15 protein-coding genes are annotated in these 15,761 nt (G+C 66.2%); 10 read left to right on the top strand and 5 right to left on the bottom strand.

Annotation, left to right across the window (positions count from 1 at the left end):
• Nucleotides 1-45: 45 nt before the first annotated feature.
• Nucleotides 46-1,218: an acyl-CoA dehydrogenase family protein gene (locus AU072_RS14375; protein WP_064414395.1), complete on the top strand. Its 1,173-nt coding sequence runs from the start codon at nucleotides 46-48 to the stop codon at nucleotides 1,216-1,218.
• Nucleotides 1,215-2,033 carry a mycofactocin-coupled SDR family oxidoreductase gene (locus AU072_RS14370; RefSeq protein ID WP_064414394.1) on the top strand — a complete coding sequence of 273 codons (819 nt, stop codon included), beginning with the start codon at nucleotides 1,215-1,217 and terminating at the stop codon, nucleotides 2,031-2,033. The genes AU072_RS14375 and AU072_RS14370 overlap by 4 nt, the downstream gene beginning before the upstream one ends.
• A 26-nt stretch (nucleotides 2,034-2,059) precedes the next feature.
• Here AU072_RS14370 and AU072_RS14365 read toward each other — a convergent pair whose 3' ends face one another.
• Together AU072_RS14365 and purU are read right to left on the bottom strand one after the other, a co-directional pair.
• The gene (locus AU072_RS14365; RefSeq protein ID WP_064414393.1) at nucleotides 2,060-2,512 is read right to left on the bottom strand and encodes a MaoC family dehydratase; all 453 of its coding nucleotides are present in this window, start codon (nucleotides 2,510-2,512) and stop codon (nucleotides 2,060-2,062) included.
• 32 nt (nucleotides 2,513-2,544) lie between these two features.
• The gene (purU, locus tag AU072_RS14360) at nucleotides 2,545-3,441 is read right to left on the bottom strand and encodes a formyltetrahydrofolate deformylase (protein WP_082681057.1); all 897 of its coding nucleotides are present in this window, start codon (nucleotides 3,439-3,441) and stop codon (nucleotides 2,545-2,547) included.
• 301 nt (nucleotides 3,442-3,742) lie between these two features.
• Here purU and AU072_RS14355 point away from each other — a divergent pair, with 301 nt between their 5' ends.
• Genes AU072_RS14355 through AU072_RS14345 form a run of 3 tightly spaced genes read left to right on the top strand, consistent with a single transcriptional unit; the run spans nucleotide 3,743 to nucleotide 8,474 of the window.
• Nucleotides 3,743-4,492, top strand: a complete 750-nt coding sequence (locus AU072_RS14355) for a hypothetical protein (protein WP_064414391.1) — start codon at nucleotides 3,743-3,745, stop codon at nucleotides 4,490-4,492.
• Complete coding sequence (locus tag AU072_RS14350) at nucleotides 4,489-6,627, top strand: Rv1355c family protein (protein WP_064414390.1); 2,139 nt, start codon at nucleotides 4,489-4,491, stop codon at nucleotides 6,625-6,627. Before AU072_RS14355 ends, AU072_RS14350 begins: the two co-directional genes overlap by 4 nt.
• Nucleotides 6,628-6,674: 47 nt before the next feature.
• Nucleotides 6,675-8,474, top strand: coding sequence for a bifunctional diguanylate cyclase/phosphodiesterase (locus AU072_RS14345; RefSeq protein WP_064414437.1), 1,800 nt, complete (start codon nucleotides 6,675-6,677; stop codon nucleotides 8,472-8,474).
• Here the strand turns inward: AU072_RS14345 and AU072_RS14340 are convergent.
• Nucleotides 8,421-9,302 carry an FAD-binding protein gene (locus AU072_RS14340; RefSeq protein ID WP_064414389.1) on the bottom strand — a complete coding sequence of 294 codons (882 nt, stop codon included), beginning with the start codon at nucleotides 9,300-9,302 and terminating at the stop codon, nucleotides 8,421-8,423. The genes AU072_RS14345 and AU072_RS14340 overlap by 54 nt on opposite strands.
• A gap of 589 nt (nucleotides 9,303-9,891) precedes the next feature.
• Here AU072_RS14340 and AU072_RS14335 point away from each other — a divergent pair.
• Nucleotides 9,892-10,509, top strand: coding sequence for a TetR family transcriptional regulator (locus tag AU072_RS14335; protein ID WP_235629984.1), 618 nt, complete (start codon nucleotides 9,892-9,894; stop codon nucleotides 10,507-10,509).
• 67 nt (nucleotides 10,510-10,576) lie between these two features.
• Nucleotides 10,577-11,236 (top strand): ScbR family autoregulator-binding transcription factor, encoded by a 660-nt coding sequence (locus tag AU072_RS14330; RefSeq protein ID WP_064414388.1) that lies wholly within the window; start codon nucleotides 10,577-10,579, stop codon nucleotides 11,234-11,236.
• A gap of 1 nt (nucleotide 11,237) precedes the next feature.
• Here AU072_RS14330 and AU072_RS14325 read toward each other — a convergent pair whose 3' ends face one another.
• The gene (locus AU072_RS14325) at nucleotides 11,238-11,639 is read right to left on the bottom strand and encodes a PAS domain S-box protein (protein ID WP_064414387.1); all 402 of its coding nucleotides are present in this window, start codon (nucleotides 11,637-11,639) and stop codon (nucleotides 11,238-11,240) included.
• A gap of 134 nt (nucleotides 11,640-11,773) precedes the next feature.
• Here AU072_RS14325 and AU072_RS14320 point away from each other — a divergent pair, with 134 nt between their 5' ends.
• From AU072_RS14320 to AU072_RS14310, 3 genes are all read left to right on the top strand, one after another.
• Entirely contained in the window at nucleotides 11,774-13,012 is a 1,239-nt protein-coding gene (locus AU072_RS14320; RefSeq protein ID WP_064414386.1) for an acyl-CoA dehydrogenase family protein, read from the top strand.
• A gap of 10 nt (nucleotides 13,013-13,022) precedes the next feature.
• The gene (locus tag AU072_RS14315) at nucleotides 13,023-14,147 is read left to right on the top strand and encodes an acyl-CoA dehydrogenase family protein (RefSeq protein WP_064414385.1); all 1,125 of its coding nucleotides are present in this window, start codon (nucleotides 13,023-13,025) and stop codon (nucleotides 14,145-14,147) included.
• A gap of 98 nt (nucleotides 14,148-14,245) precedes the next feature.
• The gene (locus tag AU072_RS14310) at nucleotides 14,246-15,121 is read left to right on the top strand and encodes a universal stress protein (protein WP_064414435.1); all 876 of its coding nucleotides are present in this window, start codon (nucleotides 14,246-14,248) and stop codon (nucleotides 15,119-15,121) included.
• 1 nt (nucleotide 15,122) lies between these two features.
• Here AU072_RS14310 and AU072_RS14305 read toward each other — a convergent pair whose 3' ends face one another.
• Entirely contained in the window at nucleotides 15,123-15,761 is a 639-nt protein-coding gene (locus tag AU072_RS14305) for a TetR/AcrR family transcriptional regulator (protein WP_064414384.1), read from the bottom strand.

The following is a 15,761-nucleotide window of genomic DNA, read 5'->3' as shown; positions in this document are numbered from 1 at the left end:
CATCGATCGACGCTCACATGGGCAGATGAGGGACAGGAGCACAGGATGACGACGTCCGAAGTCAGCGACGAGGACTTCCAGGAGATCCTCGCGCAGACCCGTCACTTCGTCCGGACCGCGGTGATCCCCCGCGAACAGGAGATCCTGGCCTCCGACCGCGTCCCCGACGACCTTCGCGAACAGGCCAAGAAGATGGGGCTCTTCGGCTACGCCATTCCCCAGGAGTGGGGCGGGCTTGGGTTGGATCTCTCGCAGGACGTCGAGCTGGCGATGGAGCTGGGCTACACCTCGCTGGCCCTGCGCTCGATGTTCGGCACCAACAACGGCATCGCAGGACAGGTCCTGGTCGGTTTCGGTACCGACGAGCAGAAGGCGCGCTGGCTCGAGCCGATGGCCACCGGTGACGTCGTCGCATCGTTCGCGCTCACTGAGCCCGGCGCAGGTTCCAATCCGTCGGGGCTTCGCACCAAAGCCGTTCGGCAAGGCGATGATTGGGCGATCACGGGCCAGAAGCGGTTCATCACCAACGCCCCGACGGCCGACCTTTTCGTCGTGTTCGCCCGTAGCCGCCCCGCCGACGCGGACGGCGCCGGCATCGCCGTGTTCCTGGTGCCCGCCGACACCGCCGGCGTCCAGGTCGGCGCCAAGGACGCGAAGATGGGCCAGGAAGGCGCGTGGACGGCGGACGTCAGCTTCGACGACGTGCGCGTACCCGCCGAAGCGCTCGTCGGCGGCAGCGAGGACATCGGCTATCGCGCCGCGATGATCTCGTTGGCGCGCGGACGCGTACACATCGCCGCTCTGGCGGTCGGGGCCGCGCAACGGGCGCTCGACGAGTCGGTCGCCTATGCCGCGACCGCGACTCAGGGAGGCACACCGATCGGCGACTTCCAGTTGGTGCAGGCGATGCTCGCCGATCAGCAGACCGGCGTGATGGCCGGGCGCGCACTGGTCCGCGACACCGCGCGCCAGTGGGTCCGCGGCGAGGACCGCAGGGTGGCACCGTCGGCGGCCAAGCTGTTCTGCACCGAAATGGCCGGCGATGTCGCCGATCTCGCCGTCCAGATCCACGGCGGCAGCGGCTACATGCGCGAGGTTCCCGTCGAACGCATCTACCGCGATGTCCGGCTGCTGCGACTTTACGAGGGCACCAGCGAGATTCAGCGGCTCATCATCGGATCCAATCTCGTCAAGACTGCGCAGAAGGAGCGCTCATGAACAGGCTCACCGACAAGGTCGCGTTCATCACCGGCGCCGCGCGTGGGCAGGGCCGCGCACACGCGGTACGGATGGCCACCGAGGGCGCCGACATCATCGCCGTCGACATCGCCGGAAAGCTCCCGGACTGTGTGCCTTACGACCATGCCACACCTGAGGACCTGGCCGAGACAGCCCGGCTGGTCGAGGCCACCGGCCGGCGCATCCTCACCTCACAGACCGACATTCGCGACGCCGAGACCCTGGGCGAGGTTGTCGCCGAGGGGGTCGCGGCGTTCGGCAGGCTCGATGTGATCGTCGCCAACGCGGGTGTCTCACCACCGCAGGTGTGGGACGAGATCACGCCGGAGGACTTCCGCGACGTCATGGACATCAACGTGGCGGGCACGTTCAACACCGTGCGCGCCGGCGCGCAGCACATCATCGACGGGGGCCGGGGCGGATCGGTGATCCTGATCAGCTCGGCTGCGGGAATCAAGTTGCAGCCGTTCATGGTTCACTACACCGCCAGCAAGCACGCCGTCACCGGCATGGCCCGCGCGCTCGCCGCCGAACTCGGCAGGCACTCGATCCGCGTCAACAGTGTGCACCCCGGCCCCGTCAACACCGCAATGGGTTCCGGCGACATGATCACCGCGATCGGCAAGGTGATGGAGACCAATCCTCAGTTACAGCACATGATGACGCCGTTTCTGCCGACGTGGATCCTGGAGCCCGAGGACGTCGCCGACGTGGTGTGCTGGTTGGCCAGCGACGAGTCGAAACACATGACGGCGACGGCCATTCCGGTGGATCAGGGCTCCACCCAGTACTGACGCCGCCCCAGGGGCGCCCAGACTCCTCAGCGGATGAAGCGGACGATCGACTCCGCAACCGCGGCAGGCTTCTCCGAACCCTCGATCTCGACCGTCGTGGTCATCGTCGACTGCACGGCACCGTCGAGCTGGTCGATCTTCGTCAGTTCGGCCCTGGCGCGGATCTTGGCGCCGACCTTGACCGGTGTGATGAAACGAACCTTGTTGTACCCGTAGTTGATCGCCATCGCGACATTGCCGACCGTGTACAGCTGGTGCGAGAAGTGCGGAAGCAGCGACAGCGTCAGCAAGCCGTGGGCGATCGTCTGACCGAACGGTCCGTTGGCCGCCTTCTCCGGGTCGACGTGAATCCACTGGTGGTCCTCGGTGGCGTCGGCGAACAGGTTGACGCGGTCCTGGGTGACTTCGAGCCATTCGGTGGGGCCGAGCTGGCTGCCCTCGGCCGCGATGAACTCGTCGAGGTCGCTGAACTTCTTCACTGCTTCTCCTTCGTACCGGCGACAGGATCCGGCTAGAAGACGATGGTCTGGTTGCCGAATCGGATGATGCGGTCCTCACAGTGCCACAGCACCGCCCGGGACAACACAACGCGTTCGACGTCGGATCCGAGGCGGACCAGATCCTCAACGCTGTGCCGATGGTCGACCCGCACCACATCCTGCTCGATGATCGGGCCCTCGTCGAGGTCCTCGGTGACGTAATGCGCCGTAGCGCCGACCAGCTTGACCCCGCGTTCCTTGGCCCGCCGGTAGGGCGCGGCGCCGATGAACGCCGGCAGGAACGAATGGTGGATGTTGATGAGCGGACACCCGACGTCCGCAATGAATTGCGGCGTGAGGATCTGCATGTAACGTGCCAGGACCACCAGGTCGACGTTGCCGCGCAACAATTCGAGCTGACGACGTTCGGCGTCTTCGCGGATTTCCCTACTGGCGGGTACGTGGAGGAAGGGAACGGAGAACGGCCGGACCTGATCTGCGAGATCGGGATGGTTCGCGATCACCATGGCCACGCTCATGTCGAGCTCGCCGCGCCGGTTGCGCCACAGCAGATCGAGCAGGCAGTGGTCTTCTTTGGACGCCATGATCGCCACCCGCTTGGGTTTCGCGGCTTCGGTCAGCCGAAAGTCCATACCGAATGGTACGGCGACCTGCTCGGCGAATTCGCGTTCGAGCTCATCGCGTGCGGCGGTCAGGCCGGGCAGATGAAAAATGGTGCGCTGCATGAATGTGCCGCCCGACTGTTCGGTCGCGTGCTGATCCAGCGACACGATGTTGGCACCGGCGGCGGCGAGAAAAGCGCTGACGGCCGCCACCAATCCGGGCCGATCCACACAACGAAGCAGCAACCTGCCCACATCCTTAACGGGTAGGTTCCCTGCACCCGGACTCGGATATCCCCCGGTCACCTCTCCCAGCGTGGCACTCGGCCGCCACAAGCGCAGGTGAACCGCCGCATCGCGGGTTCGCGCACCGAATCCGCGGGCAGGCCCGTTCCATTCCGCAACGGATCGCGACCAATTAGCTGTAGGCGATCCAACGCACGATGTCGAACATCCTTTTCGCGCCGACAACAAGCTTTTTCACAACAAGATCAGTGCGCTTGCTGGTAATAAAACAGAACTCGGCGAGATACTCATATGGATGTGGGAAATCCACACGTAATCAGCAGCGACCTGACCATGGGAACTGCCGGATGATCGGACGATTATGACCATTGCACAATTCCAGCCCGCCACCGATGTTGCCGCCAGTTTGCGACAGACTCCCAGTTTCTGGGATTCGGACACGGAATGCACGATCACCTTTGCGCACCCCGCTGTCGAACCCGAGCTCTGGCGCGATTTCGTCCAGGGGGCCGCCCGCAGTTACACCAAGCACGGTGTCGCAAAAGCACTCGACATGGATGCGTTGCACACCGGCTCGGACACCATCCTGTTCGCCGCCTGCGTCGACCGGACGGGAAAGGTGGTCGGCGGCCTACGCGCGAAAGGGCCCTACCAGTCGGCCGACGAGGCCCATGCGCTGCTGGAGTGGAAAGGCCAACCGGGCTTCGATGCGGTGCGAAAGATGATCAGCGACCGGCTACCATTCGGCGTCGTGGAGATGAAAACCGCATGGGTGACTGACGATCCCGATCGCAACCGTCAGCTCACCTACGCGATCTCCCGAACACCGCTGCACGCGATGGGGCTGCTCGACATTCAGTTCATCGTCGCCACGGCGGCCTCCTATGTGCTCAAGCGATGGCTCTCGTCCGGCGGCATCCTGGCGACGAAGATTCCTCCGACGCCGTATCCCGACGAGCGTTATGAAACTCGACTGGCCTGGTGGGATCGTGCGACTTTCGCCAAACACGCCGACCCCAAACAGCTTTCGCTGTATTTCGCCGAACAACAGATGCTGGCTCCGGTTCACAAGGCGGCGGGGGTATCGGCCGCCACCGGGACGGAGCGGTGATCGGCGGGGACAACGACAAGAGTTGGTGCACTGCAGTAATTCTGCGCGCCGACGATCCCGACCTCGCCGAACTGCAGTCAGATCCGGGCATCGCGTTCACCGACAGCGCCGCACAACAACAGCGAGAGCTGCGCGAGATCCGGCCGCCACCGCCGGAAGACGTTCTCGCTGAACCGACTCGCTGGGCCTACTATCCGTGGCGGCGGGCCGCGGCCAGCATCCTCGGCCCCAGAGGATTTCGGCGTGTGCGGCTGGACCGCAACCGGAACCTGATCACGCCGGCCGAACAGAAGAAGCTCGCCAACCTCACGGTCGGCGTCCTCGGTTTGAGCGTCGGTCACACGATCGCCTACGCGCTGGCGGCTCAGGGGCTGTGCGGTCACTTGCGGTTGAGCGACTTCGACGACATGGATCTGACGAACCTGAACCGGGTGCCCGCCTCGGTGCTCGACATCGGGGTGAACAAAGCGATCGTGTGCGCCAGAAGGATCGCCGAACTCGATCCGTACCTAACCGTGCGGGTCGACGTCTCCGGCGTGAACGAGCGAACCGTGCACGGATTCCTCGACGGCCTCGACCTCGTGATCGAGGAATGCGACTCCCTGGACGCCAAACTGCTGGTCCGCGAGGCCGCACGGGAGCGTGGGATCCCGGTGCTCATGTCGACCAGCGATCGCGCGCTGCTCGATGTCGAGCGGTTCGACCTCGAGCCGGCGCGCCCGATCCTGCACGGCCTCGTCGGAGACCTGGACGCGGCGGGCCTCGCGAATCTCAGCAGCACCGACAAGCTGCCGTACTCGCTTCGGCTGGCCGAGGCGAGCCAGGTTTCGGCCCGGATGGCGGCCTCGCTGATCGAGGTGGGCCAGACCTTGTCGACGTGGCCGCAGCTGACGTCCGAAGTGGCGCTGAACACGAGCCTGGTCACCGAGGCGGTCCGGCGGATCGGCCTGGGCGAGCATCTCCCGTCGGGACGGGTGCGGATGGACATCGCCGAGGTCTTCGACCGCCTCGTGACCCCAGTGGTGCCCGGTGCCGACCACACCGTCGATGATCCGCCCCCCGACGCCCCACCAGACCGCGCGACGGACGCGATCGCGGCCGCCGCGCGGCGCGCGCCCTCGGGCGGCAATGCTCAGCCGTGGCGGATCGAGGTGACGGCCGAATCGGCGAGGGTCTCGTTGGACACGCGCTTCACGACGACGATGGACGTCGGTTTCCGGGCCAGCGCCGTCGCCGTCGGCGCCGCCACGTTCAACGCGCGCGTGGCTGCCGCCTCGCATCACATGATCGCGCAGGTGGAGTACGGACGCGGCGACGAGGCCTCCCCGTTGATCGCGACGGTGCATCTCGAGCCGGGCGACGATCCCGAGCTCGCATCGCTGTACGAACCGATGCTGGCCCGGGAGACGAATCGGCATCTCGGCAACGCGGCGCCGATACCCGCCGACACGATCGCCACCTTGGTCGCCGCCGCGGAGGCCGAAGGTGCCCGGCTGAGCGTCCTGACCGAGCAGGACGACCTCGAATCGGCCGCAACGATCCTGGCTGCCGCCGACCGCATCCGGTACCTCACTCCGCGCCTGCACGCCGAGATGTTCGCCGAACTGCGATGGCCCGACGCCCCCTCCCTCGATGACGGCATCGACGTACGGACACTCGAACTCGCTCCGTCGGACTTGGTGATGCTCGACATCCTGCGGCGACCGGAGGTGATGAGCCACCTGAAGGCGTGGGACGGTGGGCGGGCCCTCGGCGACGACACCGCGCGCCGCGTACGCGAATGCGCCGGTCTCGCCGTCATCTCCGTGACCGGGCGCCGGCTCACCGACTACGCGCGCGCCGGGGCGGCCGTCGAGTCGGTGTGGATCCGGGCCCAGCAGCATGGGCTTGCCGTACAACCGGTTTCACCACCGTTTCTGTACGTGCTCGACGAGCAGGACCGCCGCCGGGTCTCGCCCGCTTTCGCCGACGACCTCGGCAGGCTGCAATATGATTTCCGGCAACTCGCGGGAACCGGTACGGCGCAGTCGCAGGCGTTGATCCTCAGGTTGACCTACGCGGCCCGCCCTTCGGTCCGAAGCCGGCGCCGCAGTCATCACCGTCGCGACAGCGCCGACGGCGTTAGGGAGGGTTAGTGCCCAGCAGTCTGGAGAACCTCGTCACCTCGGTCGCCACGCACCTGATGGGTGTGAACGCCGCGACCTCGGTAGAGGTGAGTCAGCGTGTGTTGGCCGATCTCGTCGAGTACCTCGGCGTCGACGTTAGCTTCCTGCGCCACAACGATCACTCGATCCGGGCGTCGGTGCTGGTCGCGGAGTGGCCGGTCCGTCCCGGAATTCCGGACCCCGACCCGTTGGGCGTGGTGTATTTCGCCGACGCCGACCCGGTGTTCGCCCGGTGCGAGCACCAGAAGGAACCGATCGTGTTCCGCCCGGAGCCCTCGACCGAGGAGTACCAGCAGACCATTGCCGAGGGCAGACAGGTTCCCTCGACGTCGATGGCGTGCGTGCCGATGCTCTCGGGCGAGGTCACGTCCGGTGTGCTCGGATTCGTCAAGTTCGGCGACAGGGACTGGACGCCGGAGGAACTCAACGCGCTCAAGGCGATCGCGTCGTTGTTCGCCCAGGTTCAAGCGCGCGTCGATGCCGAGGATCGCCTGCGCTACCTGGCCGAACACGACGACTTGACGGGATTGTGTAACCGGCGCGCGCTGCTGGCGCACCTGGACGCCCGTCTCGAGCGGGGACAACCGGGGCCGGTCTCGGTGCTGTTCTTCGATCTGGACCGGCTCAAGGCCATCAACGACTACCTCGGCCACACCGCCGGTGACTGGTTCATTCGCGTGCTGGCCGAACGGCTGCGTCAAAGCGCTGACGACAGCACATTCCTCGCTCGGCTGGGTGGTGACGAGTTCGTGGCCGTGCCTGCAGGGCCGACGGACGTCGACACCGCCAGGGAACTGGCCTTCCGGCTGCAATCGGCGCTGAACGAGCGGGTGGCGGTCGACGGCGAGCGGCTCACCCGGACGGTCAGCATCGGTGTGGCGTTGGGCGAGCCGGGCCGCGACGACACCTCAGACCTCTTGCGGCGCGCCGACCAAGCGGTGTTGACCGCCAAGGCTTCCGGCGGCAACGACGTCGCGGTGTTCACCGAGCAGATGTCGATGGAGTCCGATTTCCGCAACGACATCGAGCTTCACCTGCACAACGTCATCGAAGCGGGCGCCCTCCTCTTGCACTATCAGCCCGAGGTCAACATGCGCACCGGCGAGATCCTCGCCGCCGAGGCGTTGGTCCGCTGGCAGCATCCCACGCGCGGCCTGCTTGCACCCGGCTCCTTCATCGGTGTGGCCGAATCCATCAACCTGGCGGGCGAATTGGGGCGCTGGGTGATGAGGACGGCATGCCGCGAGTTCGCACAGTGGCGCGCGAACGGCGTCGGCCGCGACGCGGTGTTGCGGGTCAACGTCTCGCCGGTCCAACTGGTGAGCGACGGATTTGTGGAATCGGTCGCCGCGACCATCGGCGAGTTCGGCCTCGACGGCGGATCGGTGTGCCTGGAGATCACCGAGAGCGTCGTGGTTCAGGACATCGAAACCACCCGCAAGACGCTGGCCGGTCTCAAACAGGTCGGCGTGCAGGTCGCCATCGACGACTTCGGCACCGGCTACAGCGTGCTGTCGCATTTGAAGTCGCTGCCCGTCGACACCCTCAAGATCGACAAGGGCTTCGTTCGGGAGCTGGGTGAGAATCCCGGCGATCTCGCGATCGTGCGCGCGATCATCGCGCTGGCCGACGCGTTCGGCCTACAGCTCGTCGCCGAGGGTGTGGAGACCGAGGAGGCCGCGCGCACCCTGCTCGAGCATGGATGCCACCGGGCGCAGGGGTTTCTGTTGTCGCGTCCGCTGCCCGCTGCCGAGATGGAATCGCTACTCGCCCAGGGACGGATACCCGTGGACTTTGCCGCATCGCCACGATCCTGAGTGGCGGTACGTCTCACGAAGATTGGCCGGTAGACGGCGGCCGCGCGCATGGCACGCCGCGCCGGACAGTGCGGGCGGCTCGGAGGTGAGCACCTCGACGCGGCCGAACCTGCTGGCGCGCTGTCCGACCAGGCAGACACGCAGGATGTCACCCGACACCGAGCGGCGATCGACCTCCGAAAGTCGCACGGCTCCACTGGTGACGGTGACACCGTGCCGGGCCCGGACCGCCGTCGGTCCGGCGGGAGTCGCGAACACCGCGCCCACCGCGACGCCCTCCTCAAACACCAGGCGTTGCAGCGCGTGCTCGGAGTGCACCTCGATGTCTCGGTCGACTACGCCCTTGGTGAGCAGATCGAGCACGGAACCGGCGAGCTCCTCGGTATCGGCGGCGAGCGCACCGATCTCGAGCACCTCGAGGATCTGGCCGTCGGACGCCTGAACAGTCGTCGCGCTCCAATCCGGAAGCCGCGTGGAGAGGTATCCGAACGGTGTCGCCAGACATTGGGCTGCCCACTCCCGCAAGCGCGCCCCGACGAACGGTGCCACCGTGCGGCCGTTATCAGCGGGCACGTGCGGGGGCACCGCGCGGATCGGCACGCCGACGTCATGCGACTGACGATGCGGCGGGCCCAGATCCGACGTCATCTCCTCGAAGAAGTCCCGAGTACTCGCGTCGGCCGCGGTCGTGCCGAGCCAGTTGCGCTCCGCGACGCCCCAATCGGCGACGAACACCTCGCCGCCGAGATCGTCGAGCGCGATGGCGTGTGCGAGCCCGGCCGCACCGGCGCCGGCGCACACCACATCGACTTCCTCATCCCACTGCACCGTTAACTTCTCCAGGGTCGCTGAAACTTAGAGTCGGGCCTCGCTGCCGAGACGAATCTCCGCATAACTCCGTGGTTGAGCCCGTTCAGAAAGCTGCCATTGCCTGTAGGGCGTTTTCGAGGGGTTTGCCGCTACAGGCAATGGCAACGCGATAGGAAACAACGTGCGCGGCGCCGGGCAGGTCCGCTCGCGGTGAGCACGGGATGCCGGCGACGCAGTGAGACCGACGGGTCGCGATAGGCGTTGGCGCGAACCGAAAGTCATCACGGGGGGTACTTTACATACTTTTCGGATGTTATGGGGGTCTAACTATGACTTAGAGTTTGACGTGTCGGACACAACAATTCGACGTGCGGGATTCTTGGAATAGTCAGACGAAAGATTGCAAGAAGAATCGAATGTGCCGGAAGAACAGGTGGCCACCCGCGTTGTCGCACACAGCTAACTCGAGAGAATTCGTCGAACCGGGGAAGTGGATGGAAGAATTGCAGGGTTGGTTAATTTCAGGCAAACGAGGCCCCCGCTGAACCGCGTACCCCCACCGGCCGAACAGGTCGATCGACGGTCGGACTCGACGCGGCTCCAGATCTTGCGTGCGGCGTCTCGTCTGTTCGCCCGCAGCTCCTACAGCCGGGTCAACCTCGACGACATCCTCACCGACGCCGCGGTCACCAAGGGGGCGATGTACTTCCACTTCCGTTCCAAACACGCGCTGGCGTCGGCCATCGTCGAACTCCGCATGGAGGAAGCGCGGGCATCGGTCGATGAGGTGCTGGCACGCAGATTGTCGGGCCTCGAGACGCTCATCGATCTGTCGTTTCGGCTCGCGATCGACGACATCGGCAGCGAGGTGGCCAGGGCAGGACTGAATCTCCTGGAGTCCATCGGCCGCACCGACGGATTGCAACCCGACATTTTGCGCACGTGGGTCGAGGGTTACGCGAAGGTCATCGACCGAGCGGTCGCCGAGGGCGACCTCCGCGACCACGCTGACACCGCGGCGATCGGCCGCCTTCTGGTCTCTGTCTACATGGGCCTACGTCAGACCAGCGATCTCGACGACCCCGAACGCTTCATGCGCGACCTGCAGTCGGCCTGGATGCTGCTTCTGCCCGGCCTGGCCCACCAGGACCGCTTCTCCTATCTCGCCGAGTTCGTCAAGCGGCGCACCGCCGTCGCCGTGAAGAGGGCAACCCCGCTTGGATGATCTATGATCCCCCGACCAGGCCATCTCCACCCGGTTGAGGCCGTCGGAGCATCCGGAGGTACCGGCGATGGCGCGCCAAGCCCGATCTGAGGCGACCCGACGACGGATCATCGACTCGGCCGTGGGATTGTTCAATGAGATCGGTTATGCCACAACGAGTCTGGGCGATATCATCGAGCGCGCGGAAATGACGAAGGGCGCTCTGTACTATCACTTCGATTCAAAGGAAGCGCTGGGCACCGCGATCATCGAGGAAGGCAGCGCGATCCTGTTCCGGGAGTTCGCCAGGATCCGGGAATCGTCGGCGCCTGCGCTCGAACGCATCATTCACAGCAGTTTCGTCATCGTGGGCCTCCTCAACACCGACGCCATTGCCCGCAGCAGCATCCATCTGATGCGCGCCTTCGGCGAGTTCCACACAGTGGCGGCCAGCGCCTACTCCCGCTGGCTCGACGAGATCATCTCGGATGCCGTCGAGGCGATCGAAGACGGCGATCTGCGAGCCGAGCTGGATCCGTCAGCCGTCGCCGAGACCATCCTCGGAACGATGGTGGGCGCCGAACTCCTGTCCACGATCATGGCTTCCGGTGTCAACGTGGTCGAGCGCCTCGGGCGGGTATGGGAGATATTGCTGCCGGCCCTGGTGACCGACGAGTCGCTGAGCTATTTCCAGCAGTACCTGGCTCGCGAGTCGATGCGCCAATCCGCCCCGCCCCTCGAGCCCTGACTCACAGTTCGTCGACCCAGAGCTGTTCGGTCAGGTCCTGGAAGGTGGCCAGCGCGACCGGGTCGCTGCCGCGCCGCAGGGCCGATTTGCTCATCCTGGCCCGCACGATCGATCCGTCCCGGTGTAGCAGTTCGACGACCAGCTCCTCGTGCGCGCGCATCACCGACACCGCGGACTCATCGGCGGGCAGGGTGTGGAAGATCTGATGAAAATGCAGCTCGCGGAGCGCATCGGCGGAATAGCCCACCATGTCGGCGAACGCCTCGTTGGCGAACACGATCGCACCGTCTTCTGCGATCGCCAACACCGGTACCGGCAGACGATCGAGCACCACCACAGCCGGTAACTCCCCGAGAACAGCCGTCGGTGATTTCGCAACCTGACCGTCTCGTCGTCGCTCCACGGATTCAATTATGCCGTCGCCCCAGCGCCCCCGTTCCACTATTAGGTACGAGCGCCGTCAACTCAACGCCCCCGGAAAGGCCACCTAGTCAACTAGGTTTACTGTGTAGGGCGTCAAGAGACAGGGGATCGACGATGGACCTGAAGTGGTCACCGGCCGACACGGCGTTTCGTGACGAGGTGCGCAGTTTTCTCGACGAGAAGCTCACGCCCGAGATTCGCCGCGCGGGCCGCCTCATGACGAGCGTCTACGCCGACCACGACGCAAGCATGAAATGGCAGCAGATCCTGCACGAGCGGGGCTGGGCCGCACCGGCTTGGCCGGTCGAGTACGGCGGCTGCGATTGGAGCCTCACCCAGCACTACATATTCAGCCGGGAGTCCACGCTCGCGGGTGCGCCGTCGCTGTCACCGATGGGGATCCGCATGGTTGCCCACGCGCTGATCAAGTTTGGGACCGACGCACAGAAGGACTTCTTTCTGCCCCGCATCCTCACCGGCAAGGTCTTCTTCTGTCAGGGTTACTCCGAACCCGAGGCGGGGTCCGATCTGGCCGCGCTGTCGATGGCGGCGGTCCTCGACGAATCGGCCGGTGACCTCGTCTGCACCGGCAGCAAGATCTGGACGACGCACGCCCGCGAGGCGAACTGGATGTTCGCGCTGGTGCGCACGTCGAGAGGTCAGAAGAAACAACAGGGCATCACGTTCGTGCTCATCGACATGTCCTCCCCCGGCATCGAGATCAGGCCGCTGGTGATGACATCCGGAGAAGAGGTACAGAACCAGGTCTTCTTCGACGAGGTGCGCGTGCCCACGTCGAACGTCCTCGGCGAGATCGACGACGGATGGACCGTCGCCAAGTATCTGCTGGAGTTCGAACGCGGTGGAGGGGCGTCGTCACCGGCACTGCAGGTGATGGCGCAGGAGATCGCCGCCGTCGCGGCCACTGAACCGGGCCCCGGCGGCGGCCGACTGATCGACGACCCCGCCTTCGCCCGCAAGCTGGCCGATGCGCGGATCCGCACCGAGGTGCTCGAGATCCTCGAGTACCGGGTGCTGGCGACGGTGGCCGAGGGTAAGAACCCCGGCGCCGCTTCGTCGATGCTCAAGGTGCTCGCAACCGAGTTGAGCCAGGCGATCACCGAACTGGCCATGGAAGCGGCCGGACCGCGGGGCCGCGTCTACCAGCCGCACGCCACCTGCCCCGGCGGACCGATCGCCGAGTTCGAACCGCCGTCGGACGGATACACCAGCGGTGAACCGTGGCAGGCGGTCGCGCCGTTGCGCTACTTCAACGACCGGGCCGGCTCGATCTACGCCGGCAGCAACGAGATTCAGCGCAACATCCTGGCCAAAGCGGCGCTGGGACTCTGAGGGGCTTCAGATGGACTTCAACCTGAGCAAGGAACAAGAACTGTTGCGCGACGGCTTGAACAAGTTCTTGTCGAGCCGATACGAGCTCGAGAGCAGCCGCGCGGCGGCGAAGTCGGGTGCCGGTTGGCAGCCCGACATCTGGGCCGGGTTCGCCAACGAACTCGGAATCCTCGGCGCCGCCTTGCCCGAGGACCTCGGCGGAATCGGCGGCGGGCCGGTCGAAGTGATGGTGATCGCCGAGGCGCTCGGACATGCATTGGCCGTCGAGCCGTACGTGGACACCGTTGTCGTGTCCGGTGGCCTGCTGCAGCGTGCGGGCGGTGAGAGGGCTTCGGCGCTGCTCGAGCGGATCGTCGAGGGAACGGCGATCGTCGCGCTGGCGGCGAACGAGTCGGCGTCCGGCCACAATTGGGCGGAGGTGGCGACCAGCGCGGAGCGCGACGGTGACGAATGGGTGCTGCGGGGGTCCAAGATCGTCGTCGCGAGTGCGCCTCTGGCCACTCACCTTCTGGCCACCGCGCGCACCACCAACGGGATCTCGCTGTTTCTCGTCGATCTCGAGTCGGCCGGTGACGCCGTCGCCGCCCACCACTACCGCACCATCGACGACCGCAGGGCATCCGACCTCACCTTCGACGCCCTGCGGCTTCCGGCCGACGCGCTGCTCGGCGAGGAGGGCTCGGCGTGGCCGTCGCTGGCGCAGGCACGCGACGAAGGAGCCGCCGCGGTCTGCGCGGAAGCGGTCGGGTGCATGCGGAAGGTGTTGGCCGACACCGTCGAATACGCCAAACAACGCCAGCAGTTCGGCCAGCCGATCGGCAGTTTTCAGGTGTTGGCGCACCGCATGGTCGACATGTACATGGAAGTCGAACAGGCGGTGTCGGCCACTTACCTGGCGGTCCTCAACCTCGAGGCCGAACCGGATGTGCGGGCACGCGCGGTTTCGGCCGCCAAGGCCACCGTCGGTCGGGCCGCGCGATTCATCGGACAGCAGTCGGTTCAGCTGCACGGCGGTATGGGCATGACCGAGGAACTCGCAATCGGCCACTATTTCAAGCGGCTGACAGCGCTGCAGTACGAGTTCGGCACCACCGACTTCCACGTCACCCGTTACGCGGAGCTGACCAGGTCCTGACCCTCGCGACGGCATGAGGGACCAAAGGCTCTGTCCACATGCACCGCCGACCACCTAACGTGGAGTCGGTCAACCGCCATGTGGCGAAGGGAGAGATCATGGCTGCCGGTCCCAGCGGAATTCTTGTTGGCGTCGACGGATCACCGGACTCGGAGGCCGCCATCCGGTGGGCCACCCGCGAGGCGCTGTTGCGGGACGAACCGATCAGGTTGCTCCATGCGATCGCGCCCGTCGTGGTGACCTGGCCGGTGGCGTACCTGGAAGCCAGCTACATCGAGTCGATGGAAACCAACGGCCGCGACATCCTCGATGCCGCGCAGAAAGTCGTGCAGGCGGCCGCGGGTGACAAGGCGCCACCGGCCATCGAAACCGACATCGTGAACGCAGCGGCGCCCGCGGCGCTCGTGGCCGCCTCGCGCGACGCATACATGACCGTGTCCGGGTCCCGAGGCCTCGGTGTCCTGGGCCGGGCCTTCCTCGGCTCGGTCAGCAGTGCCCTGCTGCATCACGGACGCGGGCCGATCGCGATCGTGCGGACCGATGACGCGCCCGCCGTCGAGACCAGCGCCCCCGTCCTCGTCGGCGTCGACGGATCGCCGGCCTCCGAAGAGGCCACCGCGCTGGCGTTCGACGAGGCCTCGAGGCGTGGCGTGCCGCTCATCGCCATGCACGCGTGGAGCGACGCGTCGTTTCCTTCCATCGGAACCGACTGGGAACGGTACGAAGAGGGCGGGCACCGGATCCTCGCCGAGCGCCTCGCCGGCTGGCAGGAGCGGTACCCGGATGTGCAGGTACAGCGCCGGATCGTCAGCGACGACCCCGCACGACGGCTCGTCGAGGAGTCGGGCGAGGCTGCGCTCGTCGTCGTCGGCAGCCGGGGCCGCGGCGGATTCTCGAGCCTTGTGCTCGGCTCCGTCGCCACCAAGGTCGCTCAATCGGCCAAGGCACCGGTAATCGTCGTGCGGCCGCGGTGAGCTACCGCGCGGCCCGGAGCTGAAGTTCGACGTAGGCCGTGACGACGTCGGTCAACGCCCGCAGCTCGCGGCCGACGTCGACCGGTTCCTCGACCGCCATCTTGGCCACCATCGCCCCCATCAGCGTGGTCCAGATCAGGTTGCCCACCGCGTCGGCGTGTTTGCGCTCGAGGCCCTCGGCGACGAACCGGCCGAGCCGGGTCAGTGTGGAGAACAGCTCCGCCAGATGACGCTGCTGAGCATCGGCGCGCCCGGTTCGGGTGGCGATCAAGATTTCCAGCGCCGCAACGGATGTCGGGCTCAGGAAGGCGTCGGCGACCGCGTTGATCACCAGTTCGGTGCGCGCGCGCCCGTGGTGCTCCCCCAGTTCGGACTGGACGTCGTGCAGGCAGGCCACCAGTTGCCCGAAGCCCTCGTCGACGACGGCCATCAACAACGCGTCGCGGTCACCGAAGTGGTACTGGATCACCCCCCAGGTCACGCCCGCGCGTTCGGTGATGTGCTTGGCGCTCGCCGCGGCGAATCCCTCCTCGAGGACACAGCGCACCGTCTCCTCGATGACCATCGCGCGGGTACGGTCCGCGCGGACCTGCTTGCCGTTGGGCGGGCGGCGCGGCGCGACGTTGGCGGCCTGGGGCAT

Source organism: Mycolicibacterium novocastrense, assembly GCF_001499835.1.
GTDB lineage: Bacteria > Actinomycetota > Actinomycetes > Mycobacteriales > Mycobacteriaceae > Mycobacterium > Mycobacterium novocastrense.
Note: the sequence above shows the minus strand (reverse complement) of the source record. Positions and strands in the feature narration are given on the sequence as shown.

Bases quoted from the DNA above. Each gene is read 5' to 3' on its own strand.
- AU072_RS14330 (WP_064414388.1), top strand. From the start codon at position 10,577: ATGGCGCGCCAAGCCCGATCTGAGGCGACCCGACGACGGATCATCGAC.
- AU072_RS14345 (WP_064414437.1), top strand. From the start codon at position 6,675: ATGGGTGTGAACGCCGCGACCTCGGTAGAGGTGAGTCAGCGTGTGTTG.
- AU072_RS14355 (WP_064414391.1), top strand. From the start codon at position 3,743: ATGACCATTGCACAATTCCAGCCCGCCACCGATGTTGCCGCCAGTTTG.
- AU072_RS14320 (WP_064414386.1), top strand. From the start codon at position 11,774: ATGGACCTGAAGTGGTCACCGGCCGACACGGCGTTTCGTGACGAGGTG.
- AU072_RS14375 (WP_064414395.1), top strand. From the start codon at position 46: ATGACGACGTCCGAAGTCAGCGACGAGGACTTCCAGGAGATCCTCGCG.
- AU072_RS14310 (WP_064414435.1), top strand. From the start codon at position 14,246: ATGGCTGCCGGTCCCAGCGGAATTCTTGTTGGCGTCGACGGATCACCG.
- AU072_RS14315 (WP_064414385.1), top strand. From the start codon at position 13,023: ATGGACTTCAACCTGAGCAAGGAACAAGAACTGTTGCGCGACGGCTTG.
- AU072_RS14370 (WP_064414394.1), top strand. From the start codon at position 1,215: ATGAACAGGCTCACCGACAAGGTCGCGTTCATCACCGGCGCCGCGCGT.
- AU072_RS14305 (WP_064414384.1), bottom strand. From the start codon at position 15,761: ATGCCCCAGGCCGCCAACGTCGCGCCGCGCCGCCCGCCCAACGGCAAG.